This is a genomic window from Candidatus Vallotia laricis (assembly GCF_020541325.1).
Classification (GTDB): domain Bacteria; phylum Pseudomonadota; class Gammaproteobacteria; order Burkholderiales; family Burkholderiaceae; genus Mycetohabitans; species Mycetohabitans laricis.
On record NZ_CP047399.1, the window covers coordinates 151,280 to 177,828 of the forward strand.

General features: G+C 46.9%; 16 protein-coding genes, 2 tRNA genes, 2 rRNA genes and 3 pseudogenes. 21 read left to right on the forward strand and 2 right to left on the reverse strand.

Annotated elements, in window-relative coordinates:
- The first annotated feature begins 6 nt into the window (after positions 1-6).
- From GKR41_RS00735 to lpxC, 20 genes and pseudogenes are all read left to right on the forward strand, one after another.
- A tRNA-Ile gene (locus GKR41_RS00735) sits at positions 7-83 on the forward strand.
- Positions 84-121: 38 nt separating this feature from the next.
- Positions 122-197 (forward strand) — tRNA-Ala (locus GKR41_RS00740).
- A gap of 246 nt (positions 198-443) precedes the next feature.
- Positions 444-3,325 (forward strand): 23S ribosomal RNA (locus GKR41_RS00745).
- Between the two features lie 90 nt (positions 3,326-3,415).
- A 5S ribosomal RNA gene (gene rrf, locus GKR41_RS00750) occupies positions 3,416-3,529 on the forward strand.
- 362 nt (positions 3,530-3,891) lie between these two features.
- Positions 3,892-4,065 (forward strand): annotated as a pseudogene (locus GKR41_RS00755) (YihY family inner membrane protein); the annotation flags it as partial.
- A 461-nt stretch (positions 4,066-4,526) separates the two neighbouring features.
- Positions 4,527-5,474, forward strand: coding sequence for a 16S rRNA (cytosine(1402)-N(4))-methyltransferase RsmH (gene rsmH / locus GKR41_RS00760; protein WP_226809944.1), 948 nt, complete (start codon positions 4,527-4,529; stop codon positions 5,472-5,474).
- A gap of 1 nt (position 5,475) precedes the next feature.
- Positions 5,476-5,844 (forward strand): cell division protein FtsL, encoded by a 369-nt coding sequence (gene ftsL, locus GKR41_RS00765; RefSeq protein ID WP_226809945.1) that lies wholly within the window; start codon positions 5,476-5,478, stop codon positions 5,842-5,844.
- A complete protein-coding gene (locus GKR41_RS00770) occupies positions 5,844-7,616 on the forward strand; it encodes a peptidoglycan D,D-transpeptidase FtsI family protein (protein WP_226809946.1) in 1,773 nt (590 codons plus the stop codon). Before ftsL ends, GKR41_RS00770 begins: the two co-directional genes overlap by 1 nt.
- Complete coding sequence (locus GKR41_RS00775) at positions 7,613-9,145, forward strand: UDP-N-acetylmuramoyl-L-alanyl-D-glutamate--2,6-diaminopimelate ligase (protein WP_226809947.1); 1,533 nt, start codon at positions 7,613-7,615, stop codon at positions 9,143-9,145. The genes GKR41_RS00770 and GKR41_RS00775 overlap by 4 nt, the downstream gene beginning before the upstream one ends.
- Entirely contained in the window at positions 9,142-10,566 is a 1,425-nt protein-coding gene (locus tag GKR41_RS00780) for a UDP-N-acetylmuramoyl-tripeptide--D-alanyl-D-alanine ligase (protein ID WP_226809948.1), read from the forward strand. The genes GKR41_RS00775 and GKR41_RS00780 overlap by 4 nt, the downstream gene beginning before the upstream one ends.
- Positions 10,567-10,578: 12 nt before the next feature.
- Complete coding sequence (mraY, locus tag GKR41_RS00785; protein ID WP_226809949.1) at positions 10,579-11,751, forward strand: phospho-N-acetylmuramoyl-pentapeptide-transferase; 1,173 nt, start codon at positions 10,579-10,581, stop codon at positions 11,749-11,751.
- A 14-nt stretch (positions 11,752-11,765) separates the two neighbouring features.
- Positions 11,766-13,274: a UDP-N-acetylmuramoyl-L-alanine--D-glutamate ligase gene (gene murD / locus GKR41_RS00790; RefSeq protein ID WP_226810202.1), complete on the forward strand. Its 1,509-nt coding sequence runs from the start codon at positions 11,766-11,768 to the stop codon at positions 13,272-13,274.
- Between the two features lie 49 nt (positions 13,275-13,323).
- A pseudogene (ftsW, locus tag GKR41_RS00795) lies at positions 13,324-14,520 on the forward strand (putative lipid II flippase FtsW); the annotation flags it as partial.
- Positions 14,496-15,572: an undecaprenyldiphospho-muramoylpentapeptide beta-N-acetylglucosaminyltransferase gene (gene murG / locus GKR41_RS00800; protein ID WP_226809950.1), complete on the forward strand. Its 1,077-nt coding sequence runs from the start codon at positions 14,496-14,498 to the stop codon at positions 15,570-15,572. The pseudogene ftsW and the gene murG, both read left to right, overlap by 25 nt.
- Before the next feature lie 50 nt (positions 15,573-15,622).
- Complete coding sequence (gene murC / locus GKR41_RS00805; protein WP_226810203.1) at positions 15,623-17,014, forward strand: UDP-N-acetylmuramate--L-alanine ligase; 1,392 nt, start codon at positions 15,623-15,625, stop codon at positions 17,012-17,014.
- A gap of 2 nt (positions 17,015-17,016) precedes the next feature.
- Complete coding sequence (locus GKR41_RS00810) at positions 17,017-17,958, forward strand: D-alanine--D-alanine ligase (protein WP_226810204.1); 942 nt, start codon at positions 17,017-17,019, stop codon at positions 17,956-17,958.
- Between the two features lie 16 nt (positions 17,959-17,974).
- Positions 17,975-18,730 carry a cell division protein FtsQ/DivIB gene (locus GKR41_RS00815; protein ID WP_226809951.1) on the forward strand — a complete coding sequence of 252 codons (756 nt, stop codon included), beginning with the start codon at positions 17,975-17,977 and terminating at the stop codon, positions 18,728-18,730.
- Between the two features lie 38 nt (positions 18,731-18,768).
- Positions 18,769-20,001: a cell division protein FtsA gene (gene ftsA / locus GKR41_RS00820; RefSeq protein WP_226809952.1), complete on the forward strand. Its 1,233-nt coding sequence runs from the start codon at positions 18,769-18,771 to the stop codon at positions 19,999-20,001.
- 105 nt (positions 20,002-20,106) lie between these two features.
- Positions 20,107-21,279, forward strand: a complete 1,173-nt coding sequence (gene ftsZ / locus GKR41_RS00825) for a cell division protein FtsZ (protein ID WP_226809953.1) — start codon at positions 20,107-20,109, stop codon at positions 21,277-21,279.
- 307 nt (positions 21,280-21,586) lie between these two features.
- Positions 21,587-22,264, forward strand: a pseudogene (gene lpxC, locus GKR41_RS00830) (UDP-3-O-acyl-N-acetylglucosamine deacetylase); the annotation flags it as partial.
- Positions 22,265-22,401: 137 nt separating this feature from the next.
- Here the strand turns inward: lpxC and GKR41_RS00835 are convergent.
- Positions 22,402-22,902 carry a DciA family protein gene (locus GKR41_RS00835; RefSeq protein ID WP_226809954.1) on the reverse strand — a complete coding sequence of 167 codons (501 nt, stop codon included), beginning with the start codon at positions 22,900-22,902 and terminating at the stop codon, positions 22,402-22,404.
- Positions 22,903-23,165: 263 nt separating this feature from the next.
- Here GKR41_RS00835 and secA point away from each other — a divergent pair, with 263 nt between their 5' ends.
- Complete coding sequence (secA, locus tag GKR41_RS00840) at positions 23,166-25,958, forward strand: preprotein translocase subunit SecA (protein ID WP_226809955.1); 2,793 nt, start codon at positions 23,166-23,168, stop codon at positions 25,956-25,958.
- A gap of 168 nt (positions 25,959-26,126) precedes the next feature.
- On the opposite strand, the gene GKR41_RS00845 is transcribed toward secA, so the two are convergent.
- Positions 26,127-26,360 carry a hypothetical protein gene (locus GKR41_RS00845; RefSeq protein ID WP_226809956.1) on the reverse strand — a complete coding sequence of 78 codons (234 nt, stop codon included), beginning with the start codon at positions 26,358-26,360 and terminating at the stop codon, positions 26,127-26,129.
- Between the last annotated feature and the right edge of the window lie 189 nt (positions 26,361-26,549).

Genomic DNA, 26,549 nt, shown 5'->3' on the forward strand with positions numbered 1-26,549 from the left:
GACAAAGGGTCTGTAGCTCAGTCGGTTAGAGCACCGTCTTGATAAGGCGGGGGTCGTTGGTTCAAATCCAACCGGACCCACCATGCGTGTCTAGCAAATAAATATCAAACCCAAGAAGCTTGGGGGCATAGCTCAGCTGGGAGAGCACCTGCTTTGCACGCAGGGGGTCGTCGGTTCGATTCCGTCTGCCTCCACCACTGTTTAATTGCAAGTATTCAAGTTTGAGTATTAGTAATTAAATCTGTGTATCAAGAATTTTTTGTTAGCTGTAACGTTCTTTAAAAATCTGGAAAAAGCAGTATATCTATTAGAGCATCTTGAGATGGATGCAAAAATAGATGGGTAGAGAATTTATTTTCTTGAGTAACTCAAAATACTCAAAAAGTATGGCACAGCACAAAGCTCACCCATAACTTGCTCGTTGCAAAACGGACTTGTTATAGGATCAAGCAAGTAAGTGCATGTGGTGGATGCCTTGGCGATCACAAGCGAAGAAAGACGTAGTAGCCTGCGAAAAGCTGCGGGGAGCTGGTAAACAAGCTATAATCCGCAGATGTCTGAATGGGGTAACCCGACCTACATAGGTCATCCGTGATTGAATCTATAGATCATGTGAAGCGAACGCGGCGAACTGAAACATCTAAGTAGCCGTAGGAAAAAAAATCAACCGAGATTCCCAGAGTAGTGGCGAGCGAAATGGGATCAGCCTGTACCATGTAACTCTCTAGTTAACTGAACGCTTTGGAAAAAGCGGCCGCAGTAAGTGATAGCCTTGTAAGTAAAAACTAAAGTGTGGAACTAAGGGTACGATAAGTAAGACGGGACACGTGAAATCTTGTCTGAAGATGGGGGGACCATCCTCCAAGGCTAAATACTCGTGATCGACCGATAGTGAACTAGTACCGTGAGGGAAAGGTGAAAAGAACCCCGAGAGGGGAGTGAAATAGATCCTGAAACCACATGCATACAAACAGTCGGAGCCTTGTAAAGGGTGACGGCGTACCTTTTGTATAATGGGTCAGCGACTTACGTTCAATAGCAAGCTTAACCGATAGGGGAGGCGTAGCGAAAGCGAGTCCGAATAGGGCAATAAGTTGTTGGGCGTAGACCCGAAACCAAGTGATCTATCCATGGCCAGGTTGAAGGTGCGGTAACACGCACTGAAGGACCGAACCCACTAACGTTGAAAAGTTAGGGGATGAGCTGTGGATAGGGGTGAAAGGCCAAACAAACTTGGAAATAGCTGGTTCTCTCCGAAAACTATTTAGGTAGTGCCTCGTGTATCACCTTTGGGGGTAGAGCACTGTCATGGTTGAGGGGTCCATTGCGGATTACTTCGTCATAGCAAACTCCGAATACCGAAGAGTGTAATCACGGGAGACAGACGCCGGGTGCTAACGTCCGACGTCAAAAGGGAAACAACCCAGATCGCCAGCTAAGGTCCCTAAAATTAGCTAAGTGGGAAACGAAGTGGGAAGGCAAAAACAGTCAGGAGGTTGGCTTAGAAGCAGCCATCCTTTAAAGAAAGCGTAATAGCTCACTGATCGAGTCGTCCTGCGCGGAAGATGTAACGGGGCTAAGCTAATTACCGAAGCTGCGAATACGTGCGTAAGTGCGTATGGTAGGAGAGCGTTCCGTAAGCCTGCGAAGGTACACTGAAAAGTGTGCTGGAGGTATCGGAAGTGCGAATGCTGACATGAGTAGCGATAAAGGAGGTGAAAAGCCTCCTCGCCGTAAGCCCAAGGTTTCCTACGCAACGTTCATCGGCGTAGGGTGAGTCGGTCCCTAAGGCGAGGCAGAAATGCGTAGCTGATGGAAAGCAGGTTAATATTCCTGCACCATTGTTAGATGCGATGGGGGGACGGATCGCGGAAGGTTGTCCGGGTGTCGGAAGTCCCGGTCCCTACATTAAAGAAGGTGCTCTGGCAAATCCGGGTACATAATTCAAGGGTGTGGGGCGAGCAGTTTTAAGCTGCAAAGCAATTAGAAGTGGTCCCAAGAAAAGCCTCTAAGCTTCAGTCTAACAAGACCGTACCGCAAACCGACACAGGTGGGCGGGATGAGTATTCTAAGGCGCTTGAGAGAACTCGGGAGAAGGAACTCGGCAAATTGGTACCGTAACTTCGGGATAAGGTACGCCCTATTAGCCTAACTGGCTAGCGCCAGCAGGGTCAAAGGGTTGCAATAAACTGGTGGCTGCGACTGTTTAATAAAAACACAGCACTCTGCAAACACGAAAGTGGACGTATAGGGTGTGACGCCTGCCCGGTGCCGGAAGATTAAATGATGGGGTGCGAGCTCTTGATTGAAGTCCCGGTAAACGGCGGCCGTAACTATAACGGTCCTAAGGTAGCGAAATTCCTTGTCGGGTAAGTTCCGACCTGCACGAATGGCGTAACGATGGCCACACTGTCTCCTCCCGAGACTCAGCGAAGTTGAAGTGTTTGTGATGATGCAATCTACCCGCGGCTAGACGGAAAGACCCCATGAACCTTTACTGTAGCTTTGCATTGGACTTTGAACAAATCTGTGTAGGATAGGTGGGAGGCTTTGAAGTGTGAACGCTAGTTCGCATGGAGCTGTCCTTGAAATACCACCCTGGTTTGTTTGAGGTTCTAACCTAGGACCCTGAAGCGGGTTCGGGAACCGTGCATGGTAGGCAGTTTGACTGGGGCGGTCTCCTCCCAAAGTGTAACGGAGGAGTACGAAGGTACGCTAAGTACGGTCGGAAATCGTGCTGATAGTGCAATGGCATAAGCGTGCTTAACTGCGAGACCGACAAGTCAAGCAGGTGCGAAAGCAGGTCATAGTGATCCGGTGGTTCTGTATGGAAGGGCCATCGCTCAACGGATAAAAGGTACTCTGGGGATAACAGGCTAATACCGCCCAAGAGTTCATATCGACGGCGGTGTTTGGCACCTCGATGTCGGCTCATCTCATCCTGGGGCTGTAGCCGGTCCCAAGGGTATGGCTGTTCGCCATTTAAAGAGGTACGTGAGCTGGGTTTAAAACGTCGTGAGACAGTTTGGTCCCTATCTGCCGTGGGCGTTGGAAGTTTGAGAGGGGCTGCTCCTAGTACGAGAGGACCGGAGTGGACGAACCTCTGGTGTACCGGTTGTCACGCCCGTGGCATCGCCGGGTAGCTATGTTCGGGAGAGATAACCGCTGAAAGCATCTAAGCGGGAAACTTGCCTCAAGATGAGACTTCCCCGGGGACTTGATCCCCTTGAAGGGTCGTTCAAGACTAGGACGTTGATAGGTCGGATGTGTAAGCGCAGTAATGCGTTAAGCTAACCGATACTAATTGCCCGTAAGGCTTGATCCTATAACTGGTCCGTTTTGATGTTGTGCTATTATCTACTAACTGCTTTTACCCCAGACTAGTTACGCGCTATAGCGTAACAACAGTTTTTTGCCTGATGACTATAGTAAGTTGGCCCCACCCCTACCCATCCCGAACAGGACCGTGAAACGACTCCACGCCGATGATAGTGCGGATTGCCCGTGTGAAAGTAGGTAATTGTCAGGCTCTTCTTTTTAAAACACGACGCCCGCTTTAAATAATGAAGCGGGCGTCGTGTTTTAAATCTCCTGAAAATTGGATGGATACTGGAAGTAAGTATCTCATAAGGTTGCATGCAGGTTGCATACTCCAAATAGCCTATACAAGATAGGCAGGCTAGCCCGTATGTTAGGCCATAGAAAAACTAAAATGCGCTATAAGTAAGGCTACTAAATAGTAAACTTATTTAAACCTCTGTCGCTTCCGGCTTTAAATCTATATGACTTAAGTTAATCCAATAAAGTATAGGCTAATATGTTTATATTAGTTGTTAATACGATAATATCGTTAAAGCTGTCTAGATAAACAGCAAGTAAGGAAGATAGACTTTGACGAAGTTTAATATCGATTTAGATGCTCTGAAGCGGCTCGCGCACTTTATTGCGCAACGCAGTGCTGAAGATCGTATCCCGCAAGTAGCGGGTAGTCTTACATTCACGACCGTATTATCTCTAGTACCACTAGCAACCGTAGCTTTTGCGTTGTTTACTGTTTTTCCACTCTTATTCCACTAAAGTTAAAACTTAACTTAATGATTATAACTTTATGTTTTTCTGGATCGCTGCTGCACTAAAATAGTTGACGTATTGTACATTACAGTATCGAGTGACAAGGATGTGGGGTATTCTATGAGTTATTAGCATAACCACTTTATACAAAAGCTTAAATTTCCCTTACGCATTCTCTGAAAACTCTACTACCACAAGTAAACCTAAATCATCACTCAACGCCCCCCCCCAACTGTCTATTTCTATTCCAAGCCTAAAATAGCGGGTGGCTAGAACAAGATTTCTAAGATAGCTGATCAGTATGCAAGGTAAAGTAGAGGCGTGAAGGATGCTGCTTATATAAACAGTGCCCCCCCGGGGGGTTCGGGGAGTGTACACGTTAGAGGGCATGCTGTAATGGCGAAAAAATGCCTTGCGCACTTGCAAACTTTACTTTTTTAACTCCAGAGTATTGGATGGCTTTATCAATAGATAAGATAAGACAGCATCGCACAGTTCTGTTAGATGAAGCAGTCAGTGCGCTAATTACTCGCCCTGATGGAATTTATATTGATGGAACATTCGGCCGAGGGCACCATGCTCGCTTAGTGCTCGCGCGGCTTGCATCTGTTGCACAATTAATTGTATTTGACAAAGATCCGCAGGCGATTGATGTGGCACAGCAGATTGCTGATCCACGCCTGGATGTCGTACGTGGTAGCTTTACGCGATTGCGCGAAGTGCTAGCGTCGCGTGGTAATGTCCGTGTATCCGGAGTGCTACTAGATTTAGGTGTGTCATCTCCACAAATTGACGATCCAGCGAGAGGTTTCAGCTTTCGTTATGATGGTCCATTAGATATGCGCATGGATCCAACGTGTGGAGAGTCCGCTGCGGAGTGGCTCGCGCATGCGAATGAGGAGGAATTAATCAGGGTAATACGAGATTACGGGGAAGAACGGTTTGCTGTTCGGATCGCAAAGGCGATTTCTGCTCGGCGCGAAAAATCTAAACACCTCGGCCCTCTCGAACGTACACGTGAGCTTGCTAATATCGTAGGGCGCACTGTGAAAACTCGTGAGAAAGGCCAGGACCCGGCTACTCGTACTTTTCAAGCTATACGGATTCACATTAATCAAGAGCTTTCAGAGCTATCGATAGTTCTTAAGGCTGCGTTAGAGTCGTTAGAGCAAGGGGGTCGTTTAGTAGTTATTAGCTTTCATTCACTAGAAGATCGCATTGTTAAGCGATTCCTTCAATCAAACGCTCAGGCGCCAGTTATAGACCGCCACCTGCCGATACGCGCAGCGGACTTGCCTATTCCACCGTTACGTATTCTTGGGCGTATTTTTGCTAGCGGTGCAGAAGTTCTAGCTAATCCGCGTGCTAGATCTGCTGTAATGCGTATTGCCGAGCGAGTTTGATATGAGTCGGCTTAATTTTCTTGTACTTATTGTTATGCTTATCTTTGAGCTGAGTTGTGCGCTGTCAGTCGTGAACGCAACGAACCAACGGCGCGAGACATTTATCAATCTTCAGCGTGCCCAGTCAAAAGAATATGAGCTGCATTTAGACGGTGCACAATTACAATACCAAAAAAGCCTATTATCTAGGACAGTACGTATTGTACGTATTGCCATGGCCGACTTGAAAATGAGGCCAGTAGTGCTGAGTTGTACGCAGTATTTGAGTATCCATACGACCGGGATACCCCCTTACCAGCAACTGGAGGGTGAAGTAGGAATAGTAAAACACGGTCTCCCGATACCTGAGATTAGGGCAGACACAGCCTAATGAAGATTTTAACTCATCATCGTCATTGCGTACCATTTTCATTAACCCCCTCTCTATGGCGCTCGAGGCTCGTCGTATTTCTTTTATTTATTGCATTTATCGTAATAGTAGCGCGTGCATTTTGGATTCAGGTACTAAGTAACGCATTTTACCGAAAACAGGGTGAAAGTCGCTATCAGAGCACCGTAGAGTTACCGGCCACTCGGGGTAAAATTCTGGATCGAAATGGATTAATATTAGCTATAAGTGTGCCGGTGCGGGCGATCTGGGCTATTCCTCAATCCATACCTTACAATTTGAGCCCTAATAAACTAACCGATCTTTCAAAACTATTATCAATGAATGAAAAAAAACTGCGCGAAAAGTTATCGCAGGATAAAACATTTGTCTATGTAAAACGACAGGTGCCATTAAAAATAGCTCAAAAGATCGCCGCGCTAAATATCCCTGGCTTATATGCGCGCCCAGAATATAAGCGTTTTTATCCAGAAGGTGAGATTATCTCGCATATGATCGGATTCACTAACGTTGAAAACGAGGGGCAAGAGGGCATTGAGCTAGAAGACCAGAAGGAGTTATCTGGCATTACGGGCAGTCGCCACGTAATTAAAGATCGGATTGGGCATATCATTGAGGATATCGATGAGTTAATCAAGCCATGTAATGGTTTGGACATAACGTTGTCACTGGATATTAAGACCCAGTATATTGCATTCACTCAGCTGAAATCAGCGGTTAATCAGTTTAAGGCGAAAGCTGGTAGCGCAATTGTCATTGATGTGAAGACAGGCGAAGTTCTTGCGCTAGTCAACTACCCAACATACAACCCAAATGACCGATCGCACATTACCAGCCAACAGTTGCGTAATCGTGTGTTAACTGACGTGTTTGAGCCAGGCTCAATCATGAAGCCGTTTACTATATCACTCGCACTAGATCTACACCGCGTGTCCCCTACAACTTTAATTGATATCGGGAGCGGGCGATTCACATTGGATGGGGAGACAATTACGGACGAGACTAACGTTGGAAGTTTAACTGTCGGCGGCATTATTCAAAAGTCTAGCAATATCGGTATAACAAAGATCTCGATGCGGTTGCGGCCTGAGGAAATATGGAATATGTACACGAGTATTGGATTTGGAAAAGCGCCGAAAGTAGATTTCCCTGGGGCAGCAACTGGACAATTACATCCCTGGCAGAGATGGCGTCGCATCGAGCAGGCAACAATGTCATATGGGTATGGCTTATCTGCATCGCTCTTTCAGCTTAGTCAAGCATATACCGCGATTGCGCATGATGGTTGCATCATTCCCCTTACTCTAATCCGGAGTAAGGGGAATGATGCGCCTAAAAGCGTACAAATATTTTCAACCACCACGGCTCGACAGGTTCAATTAATGCTAGAGACCGTAACACAGTCAGGCGGCACGTCTCCCGGGGCAGCGGTACCTGGCTACCGTGTTGGCGGTAAAAGCGGTACCGCATATAAGCATGTAGGATGGGGATACGATCGCAGTAAATATCGAGCGTCGTTTATCGGTATGGCTCCAATACCGCATCCGCGTATTATTGTAGCGGTGTCTATCGATGAGCCGACAGTCGGTAGTCACTTTGGTGGACGAGTCTCTGCTCCAGTCTTTTCGGTGATTGTTAAAGATACCCTACGATTACTAAATATACCGCCCGATATAAAAGAGAATAAACTTATAGTTAACAGAAATTCTAAGTTTGTCCTGAATGCAGGCGCGTCGGAAAATACCATGCAATGACCTCATCCGCGCTGACCCCCGAACAAATCGAGAACGCGACCGCTAATGTACTGGCACAGTTACACCTCTATCTTGCGCCACATGCACATCTCCATATAGATAGTCGTGCAGTACGCCCCGGCGACGCATTCTTCTCGTATGTAGTAGACTATGCACATAGTCGTACTTATATCGTTGATGCATTACGGCGCGGTGCCGCAGCAGTTCTAATCCAGACTAATAAGTATGGCTGGATTAGCGTGCCAGTGCTCGAGGTCCCTGAACTTAGGCGGCTTTCGGGCTATATTGCTAGCGCGTGGTATGGTGAACCAAGTCGCGACATGCTGATGATAGGTGTAACAGGTACTAATGGCAAGACTACGACTAATCACTGGATCGCTGCTGCGCTTAGTGGAAATGGCATCCCTTGTGCGATTAGCGGTACGCTAGGAACCGGACTGCTTGGGAGACTTTCTTACACCGGGTTTACAACTCCTGATGCACTACAGGTACACCGTAGCCTTTCGGTGCTGCGCACACGCGGGGTACGCGCGGTGTCCATGGAGGTATCCTCTCATGCACTACACCAGGGGCGCGTAAATGGAGTTGCCTTTGATATAGCGGTGTTTACCAATCTAACACAAGACCATTTCGACTATCATAAAGACCTCGCATCGTACGAATCTGCTAAGGTACGGCTATTTGACTGGCCAGGCTTGCGGGCAGCAGTCATCAATCGAGATGATGAGGCTGGGCGACGGCTAGTAGCACATTTAGTCGCACGAGTACGCGTCATTTCGTATGGTATTGCCTCGACCTCGGCATACGGAGACGCTTCGCTGCACGCGACAGCAATCCGTGCGACCAATACTGGCACCGCTTTTACTGTGCTATCTGACTGGGGGCGTGCTGAACTTGAAGTAAATACCATTGGTACATTCAATGTCGCTAATTTGCTTGCTGTCCTTGGTGTACTACTAGCCGCTGACGTGTCATTCGATGCAGCAGTATCGCAAATTGTTCGTCTAGAACAGGTTAATGGCCGAATGCAGAAATTCGGTGGGCACGTAAAAATAGGTGAGCCACTTGTGATTGTCGACTACGCGCATACACCAGATGCATTGGAAAAAACGCTCGACGCATTACGACAAGTTTCTATTCGGCGAGGGGGAAAGTTAGTCTGCGTCTTCGGCTGTGGTGGTGACCGAGACGTAGTAAAACGACCGATAATGGGGGAAATTGCTGAACGGCTTGCTGACAGAATTATCGTAACTAGTGATAATCCTCGTAGTGAGCCGCCATTATCAATCATTAGTCAAATCATTAGTTCAATACGAGAACCCGAGCGCATACGAATCATCGAGTATCGCGCTAGCGCGATACTCGATGCTGTTCGTACTGCCGCTGCTGCCGATGTTGTGCTCATTGCCGGCAAAGGACATGAGACAACACAAGAAATCATGGGTAGAAAGTGGCCGTTTTCTGATCAGAATTATGTACGTCTTGCGCTCGAGTCATACGCCATCCAAACTCGAGTAAGATTCAAGTGATTATGTTAACGTTACGTGAGGCAGCTGCACTAATCGACGGCGCTACGGTATTAGGCGAAGACAACACAATCACTTTTGAGAAAATTTCAACTGACAGTCGAAATTGTGGGCCGACAAGCTTATTTGTTGCCCTTAAAGGGTCTCATTTCGATGCACACGATTTCTTGCCGGAGCTATCTCGACGCGGCGTGGCTGCCGTGTTAGTGTCACGCAGCCCAAATAATTTTCATATTCCAGCAATTTGTGTAAACGATACGCGGGATGCACTCGGTGCTCTTGCGGCCGGCTGGCGTCGAAGGTTTGCATTACCACTAATTGTCGTAACCGGCAGTAATGGGAAAACCACAGTCAAGGAAATGATCGCATCGATCTTTAGCGCCGCCCTTGATCACACGCAGTGGCTTTCAACGCAGGGCAACCTGAATAATGATATTGGCTTGCCGCTTACGTTATTGCGGCTTAGGCCACAGCATCGGCTCGCTGTAGTCGAGCTTGGTATTAACCACCCCTATGAAACTCTACAGCTAGCCCGGATTGCTGGACCTACGATCGCGCTTGTAAACAATGCTCAGCGCGAGCATCAAGAATTTATGACTACAGTTGATAATGTTGCTATGGAGCATGCTAGTGTATTCTATACGCTTCCTCCGGGTGGCACAGCGATATTTCCTGCTGATGATCCATATGCAAGAATCTGGCGCGCGGCAGCTGCTGGTCATCCGATCGTAGATTTTACGCTTCGTCAAACTTGTACTAATAGTAATGCAGCAGTTCAGGGCACAATTACAGACACTGGTGTATTAAAAATACAAACACGAATCGGTATGTTCGAAGTGTCGTTACATATGCCAAGCGCGCATAATGCGCTTGCTGCTACTGCAGCTACGCTTGCCGCTGGCATTGGACTAGATGCTATCCGACGTGGGCTTGAAACTTTTAAGCCAGTTGATGGACGGTTGCAGGCCAAGCTCGCACAGGTGATGCCATGGGTTGGTGCAATGGTGATTGATGATACCTATAATGCAAATCCAGATTCGATGCGCGCAGCAATCGATGTTTTAGCTCTGCGGCCAGCGCCACGCGTGTTCGTGATGGGCGACATGGGAGAAGTCGGTAAGAACGGACCCGCTTTTCATCGCGAAGTTGGTACCTATGCCCGCGATCGCGGGCTCAATGTAATGTACGCTCTAGGTGATGCAAGTCGCAGTGCATGCATGGCGTTTGGCCAACATGCCTATCATTTTAATTCAGTTGAAGCACTCGTTTCGGCTCTTTTATATGGAGACGCTGTTCCATCGCATTGTGCTGCTAGCGCGACTATCCTTGTTAAGGGTTCTCGTTTTATGTATATGGAACGTGTGGTTCAGGCTTTAAGCATTCCCATTACAACCGATATGCCGTTTAAAACGGGTGTGTATTAAAAAGGATTTCCAATGCTATTGGCATTAGCACAATGGCTTCAAAGCGATATAAGCTATCTTCATATAATTAATTATCTAACGTTTCGTGCGTTAATGGCAACTATCACGGCACTGTTTACCGGGCTTCTCTGTGGTCCAGGGATAATCCAAAAGCTTGCTGCTTTAAATATAGGTCAAGCTGTGCGCAGAAACGGACCGCAGACACATTTAATCAAGTCAGGCACCCCAACGATGGGTGGAGTGCTGATTTTGATGAGTATTGCTGTGTCGATTCTGTTATGGGGTGATCTAACAAATCGCTTTATTTGGATTGTGATGCTAGTTATGTTTAGCTTTAGCGTGATTGGGGTTAGTGACGATTATCGTAAGATTATTTACAAGGACACGCGCGGCCTGTCTTTGCGCGAAAAGTATTTCTGGCAATCAATAATCGGGTTATTCGCCGCTGTATATCTCGCATTTTCAGTGTTTGAAGCAAATAATATACGTGTGTTCGATCTGCTTATGGCGTGGGTACGTAGTGGCTTCGCAATTAGTTTTCCAGCTCAGGCAGACTTGGCACCCCCCTTTTTTGGTGGGATCAGCTATCCACTCGGTGTCTGGGGCTTTATTGCATTTACCTATTTTGTGATTGTTGGTTCAAGCAATGCGGTGAATTTGACAGATGGGTTAGATGGACTAGTAATTATGCCTATTGTGTTAGTCGCGTCAGTGCTCGGTATATTTGCTTATGTTATCGGCAGTTCCATCTATGCAAAGTACTTTTTATTTCCTCATATCCCTGGCGCGGGTGAATTACTTATCTTTTGCGCTGCGATAGGTGGCGCAGGACTCGCCTTTCTTTGGTATAACACATACCCTGCTCAGATATTCATGGGAGATGTCGGTGCGCTCGCACTTGGTGGCGCACTTGGCACGATCGCGGTGATTGTGCGGCAAGAAATTGTATTGCTTATTGTGTGCGGCGTATTCGTTGCCGAGACAATCTCGGTAATGTTGCAGGTCACATGGTTCCACTATACAAAGCACCGTTATGGTGAGGGTCGTCGCATTTTCAAGATGGCACCGTTGCACCACCATTTTGAGTTATCCGGATGGAAAGAGACCCAAGTAGTCGTTCGTTTTTGGATTATCACATTAATGCTGTGTCTACTTGGTCTATCTACACTGAAAATACGATACTAGCAACTGAGGAAAAAATGTTCGGTGAAAAGTTCGGAGAACGACAACGTCCAGCGACACTCGTGCTAGGGCTTGGTGAATCGGGTCTAGCGATATCTCGCTGGTGTGCGCGCCATGGTTGTCGTTTGCGCGTAGCTGATACCCGCGCGACGCCACCGAATCTTTCCCGATTAGTAGAACTAGGTATCAATGCTAAATTTGTTAGTGGTGTATTTAGTACAGAATTACTCGATGACGGTATAGAATTAATTGGCATTAGTCCCGGTTTATCGCTATATAGTACAGACTTAGCCCCATTAATTCGCGCAGCTCGTAACCGTGGCATTGAGGTTTGGGGTGAGCTAGAGTTTTTTTCGCAGTCATTACGGGTGCTAGCAAAAAATGGCTACCAACCAAAAATACTTGCAATTACCGGTACGAACGGTAAAACAATAACTACAGTGCTAACTGGGCTGCTATGCGAACGTGCCGGTAAGAGCGTGGCAGTAGCTGGAAATATCAATCAAGCAATACTAGACAAGATGACTGAGGCTCTTGACTCAGGGAAAATGCCTGATGTCTGGGTACTCGAGCTTTCGAGCTTTCAACTAGAAAGCTCGTACACATTTGAACCTGACGCAGCGACCATACTCAATATTACGCAGGACCATCTGGATTGGCATAAGAAATTCGATACCTACGCTACGGCAAAAGGTCGGATTTTTGGGCAGAGAACGCTGCGAATCCTAAACCGCGACGATACGCAAGTGATGGCATTTGTACCATCTAGCAGTGCTATTACATCATATCGAACCTTTGGACTAAAGATGCCGCAAAGTGTTGGAGACTACGGTATCCAACATAAGAAGAAAATCGCTTGGCTCGTTGAGGCATGCGAGCCTAATAATATATTAGAACCTCGTACACAAAGGCTAAGCAACATCACCGAACACGCGTACGAGATTAATAAACTTATACCCGTAAATTCCTTACGCATCCGCGGATTACATAATGCGGTGAATGCAATGGCTGCACTTGCTTTAGCGCGGTCAATTAATTTACCGGTTTCGGCTCTATTGCATATCTTACGCGAATATCGTGGTGAACCACATCGTGTTGAATGGATTAGAGCGATCGCTGGAGTCGACTATGTTGATGATAGTAAGGGTACTAATGTCGGCGCAACCGTGGCTGCGCTAGAGGGTCTTGCACAACCGATTGTATTGATCGCCGGTGGTGACGGTAAGGGCCAAAATTTTACGTCGCTGGTACCAGCAGTCGCGCGTTATTGCCGAGCTGTAATGCTAATTGGACGTGACGCGCCTGTACTGCATACAGTATTGTCTAATACTGGTATTCCATTAGCTCTACATTTGAGTCTGCAGTCTGCGACGCGTGCTGCAGCGTCTGTCGCCCGGCCCGGAGATATAGTGCTGTTATCTCCTGCGTGTGCGAGCTTGGATATGTTTTCCGGATATGTGCATCGCGCGCAGGTATTCCGAAGCGAAATCGAAGACATTGTTGTCGAGAAAGAAGGGGTAATATGAGCTTGGATGAGCTAGGTTCGCTGATGACACTATAGGCCTCGAAAGAACATTAACCAGTAAAGTTAGAAATAATCGAACCGTAGGATTACGCATGCGTGACTATGATCACCCACTACTCTGGGTAACGATCACACTATTGTCGCTTGGAGTTGTAATGGTGTATTCAGCGTCGATCGCACTACCTAACTCGCCAAAGTACTCAACTTATATGCCATATCACTTTCTGATTCGGCACATTGCATCGCTCATGAGTGGTGTTATCGGGGCAATAGTAGTATTTCGAATTCCGATTAAGACCTGGAATAGATGCGCTCCGGGGTTCTTTATTGTCACGTTACTTTTACTGGCGCTCGTTTTAATCCCTTACTTAGGCAAAGGCGTGAACGGTGCGCGGCGCTGGATCCATCTAGGTATTATTAGTATACAACCGTCGGAAATTATGAAGCTAGCGGTAATAATTTATGCCGCTAACTATACCGCTCGAAAACAGAAATACATGCACCAGTTTATGAGAGGTTTTCTGCCGATAACGCTTATAGTGTGCGTAGTTGGCGCGATGCTACTGCTTGAGCCAGATATGGGAGATTTTATAGTCATTGCAGTAATTGCAATAGGTGTATTATTCTTGGGGGGCATGTGTATACGCTTGTTCGGCAGTTTAACACTGACTATCATTGGTGCAATAGGTATTTTAGTTTGGGTCTCGCCGTGGCGCCGAGAACGCATTTTTGCGTACCTAAATCCATGGGAAAGAAGCTATGCACAAGGTAAGTCATACCAGCTAACTCATTCGCTCATCGCATTTGGACGAGGTAAGTGGTTTGGAGTTGGTCTGGGAGGTGGCCTTGAGAAGCTTAACTATTTACCTGAAGCACATACTGACTTTATTCTTGCAGTGATTGGTGAGGAGCTAGGCTTTATTGGTGTAGTCGTTGTGATCCTACTATTTTATTGGATTACACGACGTGCGTTCGAGATCGGACGCCAGGCGATCGCCTTCAATCATAATTTTGACGGATTAGTCGCGAAAGGAATTGGTTTGTGGGTCGGTGCACAGGCGTTCATAAATATTAGCGTAAACCTCGGTCTGCTACCGACTAAGGGATTAACGCTGCCCCTAGTTAGTTATGGTGGCTCCGGAATTCTGCTCAACTGTATAGCGGTAGCACTCTTAATGCGCATAGATTATGAAAATCGAGTATTGATGCGCGGAGGCAAGGTATGGGAACATGCACGCTGCTTGTGATGGCTGGTGGTACCGGCGGCCATATTTTTCCGGGACTAGTGGTTGCGCAACGGATGCGTGCGAAAGGCTGGCGCGTCGTATGGCTCGGCAATCCGTATGGAATGGAAGCAATACTGGTACCTAAGTATAGAATTCCAATAGAGTTTGTTCATTTTGGTAGTGTACGTGGTAAAAATATTACCACAAAAATATGTTTTCCACTGAATCTGCTATTCGCATGCCTAGAAAGTCGATCTGTGCTTCGCCGAGTGCGACCTGACGTTGTACTTGGTATGGGCGGCTATATCACGTTTCCGGCTGGTTTAATATCGGTGCTTACACGCATTCCACTAGTACTGCATGAACAAAATGCGGTTGCCGGCTTAGCCAACAAACTTCTAGCTAAGCTAGCGCACCGTGTTTTAGTTGCCTTTCCGGATGTATTACCTGGTGCGCACTGTGTCGGCAATCCAATCCGCCCGGAACTAGCTCTAACAGCTCCACCCGAAATACGCTACACAGCACGCTCTGGACCGTTACGCATTCTAGTGGTCGGCGGCAGCCTGGGTGCCGCCGCACTTAACAAAATAGTACCGTATGCTTTAGCATTATTTGATCCATCACGGCGCCCGTATGTTGTACATCAGGCCGGCGATAAACATATTGAAGCATTGCATATATATTACAAGGAAGCCGGACTAGTACAGGGTAACGGTATCAAACTAGTTTCATTTATCGAAGATATGGCGCAAGCCTATACTGAAACTGACCTGGTAATTTGTCGTGCAGGCGCGATGACCGTATCAGAAATCACTGCTGTAGGCGTAGCAGCGCTGTTTATACCATTTCCGTTCGCCGTCGACAACCATCAAGCGGCAAACGCAGAATTCCTCGTTATGCATCGGGCGGCGAGCGTAATGCCAGAAAACGAACTGTCGGCAGAGAAACTCGCGGGTTGGCTTGGAAGCCAGACGCGTGCTTCACTTGCACAGTTTGCCGTCTGTGCGCATAAACTAGCTCCATTCGATTCTGCTGAGTCGATTGCGCAAGTATGTGCGTCGCTCATCACGTGAGATACGGCATTCGAATTGGATCATGCATGGTCTCGTGCGCAAGGAAAGCAATGAAACATATTGTCAAGCATATCCACTTTGTCGGGATCGGTGGTTCTGGAATGGGCGGAATCGCTGAAGTGCTACTCAATTTAGGCTATCGGGTCAGTGGCTCGGACGTCAACAGATCGGCCGTCACTGATCGGTTGCGCGCACTCAGAGCTGATATCAAGCTCGGTCACAATGCACAGTACATTGACGGCGCTGACGCAGTTGTTATTTCCACAGCGGTATGCAACGATAACCCCGAAGTGCTTGAGGCACGACGTAGGCATATCCCGATTGTGCCTCGCGCTATGATGCTTGCTGAGTTGATGCGATTTAAGAGTGGCATAGCGATTGCCGGCACGCATGGCAAGACTACAACCACTAGTCTTGTAGCCAGCGTTCTAGTGGCCGGAGGACTAGATCCAACTTTCGTAATCGGTGGGTGTCTAATTAGTACAGGGTCAAATGCACGACTTGGTACGGGTGATTTTATCGTTGCTGAAGCTGATGAGTCAGATGCATCGTTTCTTAATCTACTTCCAGTAATCGAGGTAATTACGAACATTGATATCGACCATATGGATACCTATAACCATAATTTCGCTCAGCTTAAGCAGGCGTTTATTGAATTTACCTATCGGCTACCATTTTACGGTATTGCGGTACTATGTATAGACGACCCGAATGTACGCGACATTTTACCGTTTGTTTCTAAGCCGATTATTCGTTATGGATTTACGCATGAAGCAGACGTGCGTGCAATCCAAGTTCGTGCTAGAGAAGACCAGATGTATTTTACTGTTCATCGCATCGATGCGCCACCATTAGAGATCCTGTTGAACCTCCCTGGCGTGCACAATGTGCAAAATGCGCTTGCGGCCATTGCAATTGCTACTAAGCTAGGGGTGGCTGATATAGATATCCAATCAGCTCTCGCTGAATTCAGGGGCGTAAGCCGGCGTTTCCAACGTTATGGTGAAGTGGCACTAACGGGTGGTGGTGCCTACTTACTGATTGATGATTATGGCCATCATCCAGTTGAGATGGCGGCTACAATCGGTGCAGCGCGTGATGCATTCCCAAATCGTCGGTTGATTCTTGTGTTTCAGCTACACCGCTATACGCGTACGCGCGATTGTTTTGAAGGTTTTGTGAAGGTTCTTTCGACAGTTGACGAGCTAGTGCTGACTGAGGTTTACGCAGCTGGTGAAACACCTATTGTGGCTGCAGACGCCCCCGCGCTAGCGCGGGCTATTCACCGGGCCGGCAGGATTAGACCGATATTTGTCGACAGTATTAATGAAATTCCGGATGTACTAGCGACAGTAGTTTCCGACGGAGATATGGTAATAACGATGGGAGCAGGCTCGATCAGCAGTGTGCCGGCTCAGCTTACACGGGAACAAAAAGTGTAATGATTCATACGATCGATCCAAAAAAGTTCGGTAAAGTGGCGGTGCTTTATGGTGGCAAGTCGTCCGAATGCAACATATCACTCTCTTCCGGACTGTTAGTCCACCAGGGTCTACGCGACGTTGGTATTGAAGCGCACTTATTTAATCCAAAAGATCGACCCTTATCAGAGCTTATAGATGAAGGGTTCGTACGTGCATTTGTTGCGTTGCACGGCGGATATGGTGAAAATGGTCAGATTCAGGCAGCTCTCGATTTTTATGGGATTCGCTATACCGGTCCAGGAGTACTAGGCTCGGCATTAGGTATGGATAAGTTCCGAACGAAATTGATTTGGCAGCAGGTTGGTATCCCAACGCCGCCGTTTGACATAGTATTAAGAAACAATGATTATGATATGCGAGCACGGCAGATTATTGCAAAACTAGGTTTGCCGCTGTTTGTTAAACCGGCTACCGAGGGATCTAGTATCTCTGTAATCAAGGTTAGAGAAGCCGATAACTTGCAGTATGCATTAGCTCAAGTCGCTCAGCGTAATCCAGTGGTACTAGTAGAGAAAAGCATTGAGGGTGGCGGTGAATATACTGTATGTGTCGCTGGTTCACTTCAATTGCCACTGATTCGGATCGTGCCTGCTAGTGATTTTTACGATTATCATGCGAAATACATTCAGGATAATACTCAGTACCAGATTCCATGTGGATTGAGCGATACAAACGAGCGGCGGCTGACGGAGCTCGCGTACCGCGCGTTCGAAATCCTGGCTTGCCCCAGATGGGGGCGAGCTGACTTAATGCTCGATGGCAATGGCAACCCATATTTTTTAGAGATTAACACTGCCCCCGGCATGACTAATCATTCATTAATGCCGAAATCGGCTCGTAAAGCTGGCATCTCATACAGTGAACTACTAGTGAATATACTTGCGCTTACGCTGAAGGATTAACGCCTAGCTGGTCGACATGTGGAATAATCCCCGTCAGCTTAATATAATTTTGAACGCATTGTATGCATCGCTGCTAGCGATCGTGTTTGCCGGGGGGGGGCTATGGCTAGTGCAAAGACCGGCTTTTGTGTTACGCACGTTGCTGATCGGCGGTGATATTAAGCATATTAGCCAGAAAATAGTGCGAGAGAATATGCTGGGCAAGCTGGACGGTAATTTCTTCACGCTAGATCTAGACAAAGTACGCTCCGCATTCGAACAAATCCCCTGGATGCGTCACGCGAGCGTGCGTCGCGTGTGGCCGAATATATTGACGGTCACGCTTGAAGAATACAAGCCCCTAGGTGTATGGGGCAGTAATCAGCTCGTCAGCGTCGATGGTGAGATCTTTACGGCTTATCCAGTTGATCCCGAATTACCTATGTTTTCTGGACCTATAGGGTCGGTTCGTATCGTTGTAGCCCGATACTACGATTTCCAAAAATGGTTCGGGTCGCTGGGTGCAAAGCTCGAGGAAATTACGTTATCGCTGCGCTATGCCTGGACTATTAGGCTAACTAATGGGATGCAGATAGAGCTGGGACGAGACTGCAACAAGGATACGCTAGCTAGCCGCGTGCGAAGATTAATAGTAGCTTGGCCCGTAGTCACTCAGCACTGGGGTAGCAACATCAAATATGTAGATCTGCGATATCCGAACGGGTTCGCAATTCGCGCCACAGAGATGCGATGTATTCTCGACGACCCGAAGGCAAAAAATCCGCAGCCATAAGGCAATAAACCGACGATACTCGCAATGAAGTACATGCTATGAGCAAAGACCACAAAGACCTGTTGGCTGCCCTTGACATCGGGACATCAAAGGTAGTCGTTGTTGTTGCGGAGCTAAAAGGCGGAGGACACTATGAAGTAATCGGACTCGGTCAAAGCAACTCTCGGGGTTTAAAAAAGGGGGTAGTCGTTAATATTGAAGCGACAATTCAATCGATCCGGCATGCGCTCGATGAGGCCGAACTAATGGCCGACTGTAAGATTACTAACGTTTTTACTGGAATTGCTGGTAGCCATATCCGCAGCTTTAATTCAAGCGGTATGGTCGCAATTAAGGAACAAGAGGTCACGCAAGCAGATATTGCTCGTGTAATTGAAACAGCGAAGGCGATTAATATCCCGACGGATCAGCAGGTTCTGCATATCCTAACGCAGGAATTTATAATTGACGGACAAGAGGATGTCCGCGATCCACTTAGCATGAGCGGTATCCGCTTGGAAGTAAAAATACACATTGTGACAGGCGCTATTTCTGCCGCTCACAACATTGTGAAATGTGTACGCTGCTGCGGGCTACAGATGAATAACCTCATCTTACAACCGCTCGCATCGAGCTTGGCCGTGCTAACAGAAGATGAAAAAGAGCTAGGTGTAGTGCTGGTTGATATCGGCAGTGGAACTACTGATATCGCAATCTTTAGAAAAGGGGCGATCCGTTATACAGCGGTAATTCCGGTTGCAGGTGATCAAATCACGGGTGATATAGCAATGGCATTATGCACGCCGACACCGGACGCGGAGGATATTAAAATATCCTCCGGGATCGTCAAGCAAACGCTAGCTGGTCCAGACGAAACGATTGAAATACCCGGTCTGGGCGATCGTGTCCCTCGGGTTCTATCTCGCCAGTCTTTAGCCGCGGTGATTGAAGCGCGTGTAGAGGAGCTCTTTTTACTAGTCCAGCAAGTCATACGCGAGTCCGGCTACGAGGAACTCATTATCTCTGGCGTAGTATTGACTGGTGGAGCAGCAATGATGTCTGGCATGGTTGAACTTGGCGAGAATATCTTGCTTAAACCAGTGCGCATCGGCATACCAGAGTATTCTGGTGGACTGGCGGACGTAGTACGAGATCCCCGCTATTCGACTGCGATCGGACTAATAATAGCGGGGAGTTTGCAGCGTATGCGGGGACGCAAGATAGCTGCACAGTCTGGTTCTGCAGTACAGATGTGGGCCCGAATGAAGGACTGGTTTTTAGGTAATTTTTAAAGTTGTTTCGCAACATACTGATGGTAATGGATACACAAAAAAATTTTTTAATTCCACCATCGTATAACGTAGTGCGAAGTTACTTAATACTTAACAGAGACATTAATGAAATTCGAAATGCTAGAAACCGAAACCAATGGAACGGTCATTAAGGTCGTCGGGGTTGGTGGCGCCGGTGGTAATGCTGTCCAACATATGATCAATCGCGGTGTACAAGGTGTTGATTTCATCGTAATGAATACTGATGCCCAAGCGCTAAATCGATCTAAGGCGCCATCTGTAATTCAACTTGGTAAGACTGGTCTCGGAGCTGGAGCAAAACCTGACATGGGGCATGCTGCTGCGGAAGAGGCAAGAGAACTGATTTCCGATGCGTTACACGGCGCAAATATGGTATTTATTACAGCGGGCATGGGCGGTGGCACGGGTACCGGTGCCGCGCCTGTAGTTGCTCAAATTGCCAAGGAGATCGGAATCCTAACGGTTGGCGTCGTCAGCAAGCCATTTGAGTTTGAGGGTAGCAAACGTATGAGAACTGCTGAGACGGGCGCAGAGGATCTTGAGTCGCATGTCGACTCGCTCATTGTCGTACTTAACGATAAGCTGTTCGACGTGATGGGTGATGACGCTGAAATGGATAAATGTTTTCAGTGCGCTGACGACGTATTGCATAACGCAGTAGCTGGTATTGCTGAGATTATTAATGTTGATGGCCTAGTAAATGTAGACTTTGAAGACGTTAAAACCGTAATGGGAGAGCAGGGTAAGGCAATGATGGGAACTGCAACAGTCGCTGGCGAAGAACGCGCACGGCTAGCGGCTGAGCAAGCGGTAGCCAGTCCACTACTCGAGGGAGTAGACTTGTCTGGAGCGCGAGGTGTGTTAGTTAACATTACATCAAGTCGTTCACTGCGTCTATCAGAAACCCGCGATGTAATGAATACGATCAAAAGTTATGCAGCTGATGATGCAACAGTAATTTTCGGCGCAGTATACGATGATACGATGGGCGATGCCTTACGAGTAACTGTAGTAGCGACAGGTCTTGGCCGTGGAGCTGCTGTCAAACGGCAGTCATCTATTCCGATGACGCTGCTACGCACCGGCACAGATAACCATCAGATCACTGCACCATCGACTGACTACGGGGTGCCAGATTCTTCAACAACCGTGCGGCGCAACTCGCGGGAGGCTGCTGCATCGCATGTGCAAGCATTACAAGAAAAGGGTGTAGATACATACGATATTCCAGCATTTTTACGCAAGCAAGCTTGCTAATCAGTTAACCCGGCGATGGAGGCATTATACGAATAATGATCGCTAGTCTAAATATCCATAAAATACCCCGAAAATTAGCTTTGTCATTAAACATATATAAAAATACTAATAATAAATAGTTTCTTCATACTAATAATGAAAACTAAAGTTTTAAGTTGCACAGCTTAAAAGCTAAGAATTTAAAATTTATTTAATAACCCACTAAAAGTTAAGAAAATGTTAAGCAGCAGACCATTAAATCGATAGTAAAAGCAGCGGGTATTAGCCTTAAGGTGACACCGTGTCTAGCTATTGCTAATTTCGGTATTCGGTAATAGAAAAAGACGGAACGAGGTGTCGACTGTTGAGCACCTGATGTCTGCGTGTACAGATCTCGGAATTGATAATCTATATGTAGAAGTAACGGCCGAGGAAATCCCAATTATGGATGGTAGTGCATCATCGTTTGTATTTTTACTCCAGTCGGCTGGAATTGACAAACAAGATACCGCTAAGAAGTTTAGCAGGGTCACTCAGTCTGTTGAGGTACATATTAGCAATAAGCTTGCTAGGCTGGAGCCTACTTAGGTTTAAAACTAAAGTTTACAATCTGTTTGTGTCACCCGGGGGTAGATAAGACTAGACAGGAATTAGGAATCGATTTCGAGGATACATCCTATATACGTAAGATTGCGCGTGCCCTACATTCGGATTTTGCACTAAGTCGAAATGATGCAAGAATTATAGGATTAGTTCAAGGTAGAAGTATAAATAACGCCAACTATACTCGACAAATATCGTGTTCTGAATAACGAGGGCCTGCGCCATGACAACAGGTTCATAAAACATAAATGCTAGATGCTATAGGAGATCTGTCTGTATATAGGAGGCTATCCGGTTAGCAACATATACTGCTTACAAGTCTAGTCATGGCTTAAACAATACGCTATTGTGCAAATTACTTACTCATGCAAATGCATATAAGGTTATTACATTTTGTAACTAGAAAGCAGAGGTGCTACAGTTTTCCTGTAGATCTACAAGCTAGTATTTATCTGATAGCGTCTATTAAGTGCGTATGAGACTGTAGAGTGCAGCAATATACAAACTATGGTCGATATTCCATAATAATATTCGCTTTGATTAAGTCTGATCGGGGCGAATATTATTAGGGCGGTGGCTTATATGTCTATGTGCCATGCGACTAATGGCCTGCTGCAGTGGCGAGGACTCTAATGTATTAGCTAGCTGCCAAAGACAATCTGCGCCAGCTGATGAAACCCGAGCTTGCTTAATCTTTAACGTAGAAGATTGCGCCTTCGGACATACGCGTATCTTGATAGCTAGTAGTGCAAAACCGCGTTGCTGTAGTTTGGCTAGCATTGTTGGCTCTAAATGACGAAGCCGGGTAGCTAAGGCACTATGGGCTGCAAAAATGGTAAGTGCTCGGTTTTTAATTGGAGGTGTATAAACATGACTAGCTAGATAACTAGGCAGTACGGATTTTAGCGCTGTTTCCAGCTTCGAGACCTGCTGTATTCCGGTTTGAAGAGCAGCCAGCTCAGAGCTAGACGACATTAATTTAATGAGTGGCGTAAGAACAAACTGCTTGCCTAGCAAATAGTGGCGCGAATGGCGATTCATAGAATTTGTTTAGAGAAGTCATAGATCATGGCCGTTTAAAAACTGATGTATCTACAATATTGTATCTGTTGTTAGCCGATTCTGCGCGATATTCCTCCCTTAGCGAGCATGAGTTTATAACTGAGCACGCTAAGTCGAAAATGTTTTTAGCATGGTAATGCTAAAATTGTACCCGTGCATTTAATAAACATAGCTTTGAAACCGCCGTGCGCTAACGGGCTACGCCGATTCTGTGCCGCGTATCAACTCGAGATCCCGATCTGATGACCCATGGTTTTCTGAAAAAGATTTTTGGTAGCCGCAATCAGCGGTTAATCAAGCAGTATCAAAAGACTGTCGCAATAATTAATTCGCTGGAGATGCGGATTGAAAAGATGACGGACGAGCAATTACGCGCGAAAACCGACGAATTTAGGCAGCGCGTAGCGACTGGCGAGTTACTTAATAAACTATTGCCTGAGGCGTTTGCTGTGTGTCGAGAAGCTAGCCGACGCGTGCTGAAAATGAGGCACTTCGACGTACAGCTTATTGGAGGAATGGCTCTGCACTATGGAAAGATTGCCGAAATGCGCACTGGCGAAGGAAAGACGCTGGTAGCTACGCTAGCAGCGTATCTGAATGCATTATCAGGGTGTGGCGTGCATGTGGTAACAGTCAATGACTATCTTGCAAGGCGCGATGCAGAGTGGATGCGCCAGCTTTATAACTTCCTTGGCTTATCTGTTGGTATAAATCTCTTGCAAATGGGACACAGCCAAAAGAGGGAGGCTTACACGTCAGATATCACATATGGTACGAATAATGAATTCGGGTTCGACTATCTACGCGATAATATGGTCTACGAGGTTAATGAGCGTGTGCAACGCACGTTAAATTTCGCGATTGTCGACGAGGTTGATTCAATCCTGATCGACGAGGCACGTACGCCGCTGATTATTTCGGGGCAAGCTGAAGATCACACGAATCTATATATTCGGATAAATTCCTTGCCGCCATTTCTAGAGCGCCAAATCGGCGAGGAAAAAGCGGATGGTAGTGGAATCGAGAAGCCGGGTGATTACACGCTGGACGAAAAAACACGCTCAGTATTCCTAACGGAATCAGGTCATGAGAAAGCCGAGCGACTTTTAGCTGAATGGGATCTTATTAATGATGGTGAGAGTCTTTATGCATCACAAAATATCACGCTAATGCATCATGTGTATGCGGCGCTGCGTGCTCATACACTATTCTTTCGCGATCAGCACTATGTTATGCAGAACCACGAGGTGGTTATCGTTGATGAGTTTACTGGACGCTTGATGCCGGGACGCCGCTGGTCAGATGGCCTCCACCAGGCCATAGAAGCCAAAGAGCATGTAAAAATTCAAGCGGAGAACCAAACTCTTGCGTCGATCACATTTCAGAATTACTTCCGAATGTACACTAAGCTATCCGGAATGACTGGAACAGCTGATACTGAGGCATACGAGTTCCATGAGATTTATGGACTTGAGACTATTATAATTCCAACGAACCAACCGTCCAGGCGAACAGATCACCAGGACCAGATTTATAAAATCTCGCAGGAACGATATGATGCAGTAATCCGCGATATCCGAGATTGTTACAAGCGCGGACAGCCAGTGCTAGTAGGAACCACTTCAATTGAAAATTCTGAACTACTAGCGCGATTGCTTAAACAAATAAAGCTGCCGCACGAGGTACTTAACGCGAAGCAGCATGCTCGTGAAGCAGCAATTGTCGCTGAGGCGGGTCGCCCGAGGCACATTACAATTGCTACTAATATGGCTGGCCGTGGCACTGATATCGTGCTTGGCGGAAATCCAGATAAACAAGCATCACTGATCGAATCGAATACGTCGATCAGTGATGCAGAAAAGCGACGTCGGATAGGGAAGATATACGACGAATGGCGGATGCTGCACGAACAAGTTAAAACAGCTGGTGGCCTGCATATTATTGGTACTGAACGGCACGAATCTCGTCGGATCGACAACCAGTTACGGGGTCGGGCTGGTCGTCAGAGCGATCCTGGGTCATCACGCTTCTACCTATCGCTTGAGGATCCTTTGCTACGCATTTTTGCTGGAGATCGAGTCCGTGCAATTATGAATTGTCTAAAAATTCCAGAGGGTGAAGCAATCGAGTCTAGAATTGTAACACGCTCAATTGAATCAGCACAACGAAAGGTCGAGGCTCGTAACTTCGATATCCGTAAGCAGTTACTCGAGTATGATGACGTTGCTAATGAGCAACGTCAGGTGATTTATCAACAGCGTAATGAATTGTTAGAGGCGAAGGAGGTTCGCGAGACAATCACCGCTATGCGGCATAGTGTGCTTACACATCTTGTGCGTGTATACGTACCATCCGGTAGTATAGAGGAGCAGTGGGATATTCGGGCGCTTGAGGAAGCGTTACGTAACGAGTGGTTGCCTGATCCTATATTACAAGAGATCGCAAGCAAGATAGATGCGATGGAAGCCGACGAAGTACTTGAAGCAGTGATTGCAGCGAGTGATGAGGTATATATAACTAAGGTTATGCAGGTCGGTCGTGAGGCGTTTAGTAATTTTGAGCGTTCGGTAATACTATATACGCTAGACTCTCATTGGCGCGAGCACCTAGCTGCGCTGGAGCATCTGCGTCAGGGTATCCATTTACGTGGCTATGCGCAGAAAAATCCAAAGCAGGAATATAAGCTTGAGGCATTCGAGCTTTTTGCGGAAATGCTGAACGCAGTCAAGCACGAGATTACGCATACCGTGATGAATGTAAAAATTCGAACAGTGGAACAACTAGGGGTGTCTGCTGAGCAGTATAAGGGGGGTGGGAGGGTAGGCCATGTAGCGAATCAAGACGCTAATCTAGAATCACGTGTATTATTAGCTGCGCATATGGATAATATAAGCCCCGATTCCTTATCAGACTCCAGCACCAGTGAATCGGCGATAGCTACTCGCTACAGCTCCTACCCGAAGGTTGGTCGTAACGATCGGTGCTCGTGTGGCAGTGGCAAAAAATATAAACAGTGCCATGGTAGTATCTCGTGAGAGACTCGCTTCTTTGTGGTCAGAAAAGCTTATATTTATCAACCAAATATAAAGATGTACTAGTAACCGCTATTGATAGGGATGCAATAGGGATGCAACTGCGTCTGACGTGTTTACTATAAATGCTTCTGCCTCATACCAGTCACTATGTGACGCAAACTATTACGTTTACGCGCGGCAATTTCGTAGAGATTGGGGGGGGGGCTCTTTGTGAATACCGGCAGCGCAAATTCTAGGACCGGCAAGTAGGTCTAGTCTAGCGTATGCCCGCGAGAGTTGTGCGGAATTAGCGCATTTACGTATCTGTACCGACCAGCCTTTACCGGTATTATCCTTGAGATACCACCGATGAGCGACTCCGGTCAGATTGACTTGGCTCTCGCACGACTTGCGCCAGCACATTAGTATGAGGTAGCGTAGTTAATTTTAATGACCGATACACAGATCAAGGCTATATCGAGGTAGCCTATTTAATAGCTAATTACCATAAACAATGATCCCTTTATCATTATAGGGACTGCTCAATCAACGGTTGCCACCACATCTGCGTAAAGTGCCGCATACTGCGCTCTGCTCAATGATTGATATAGC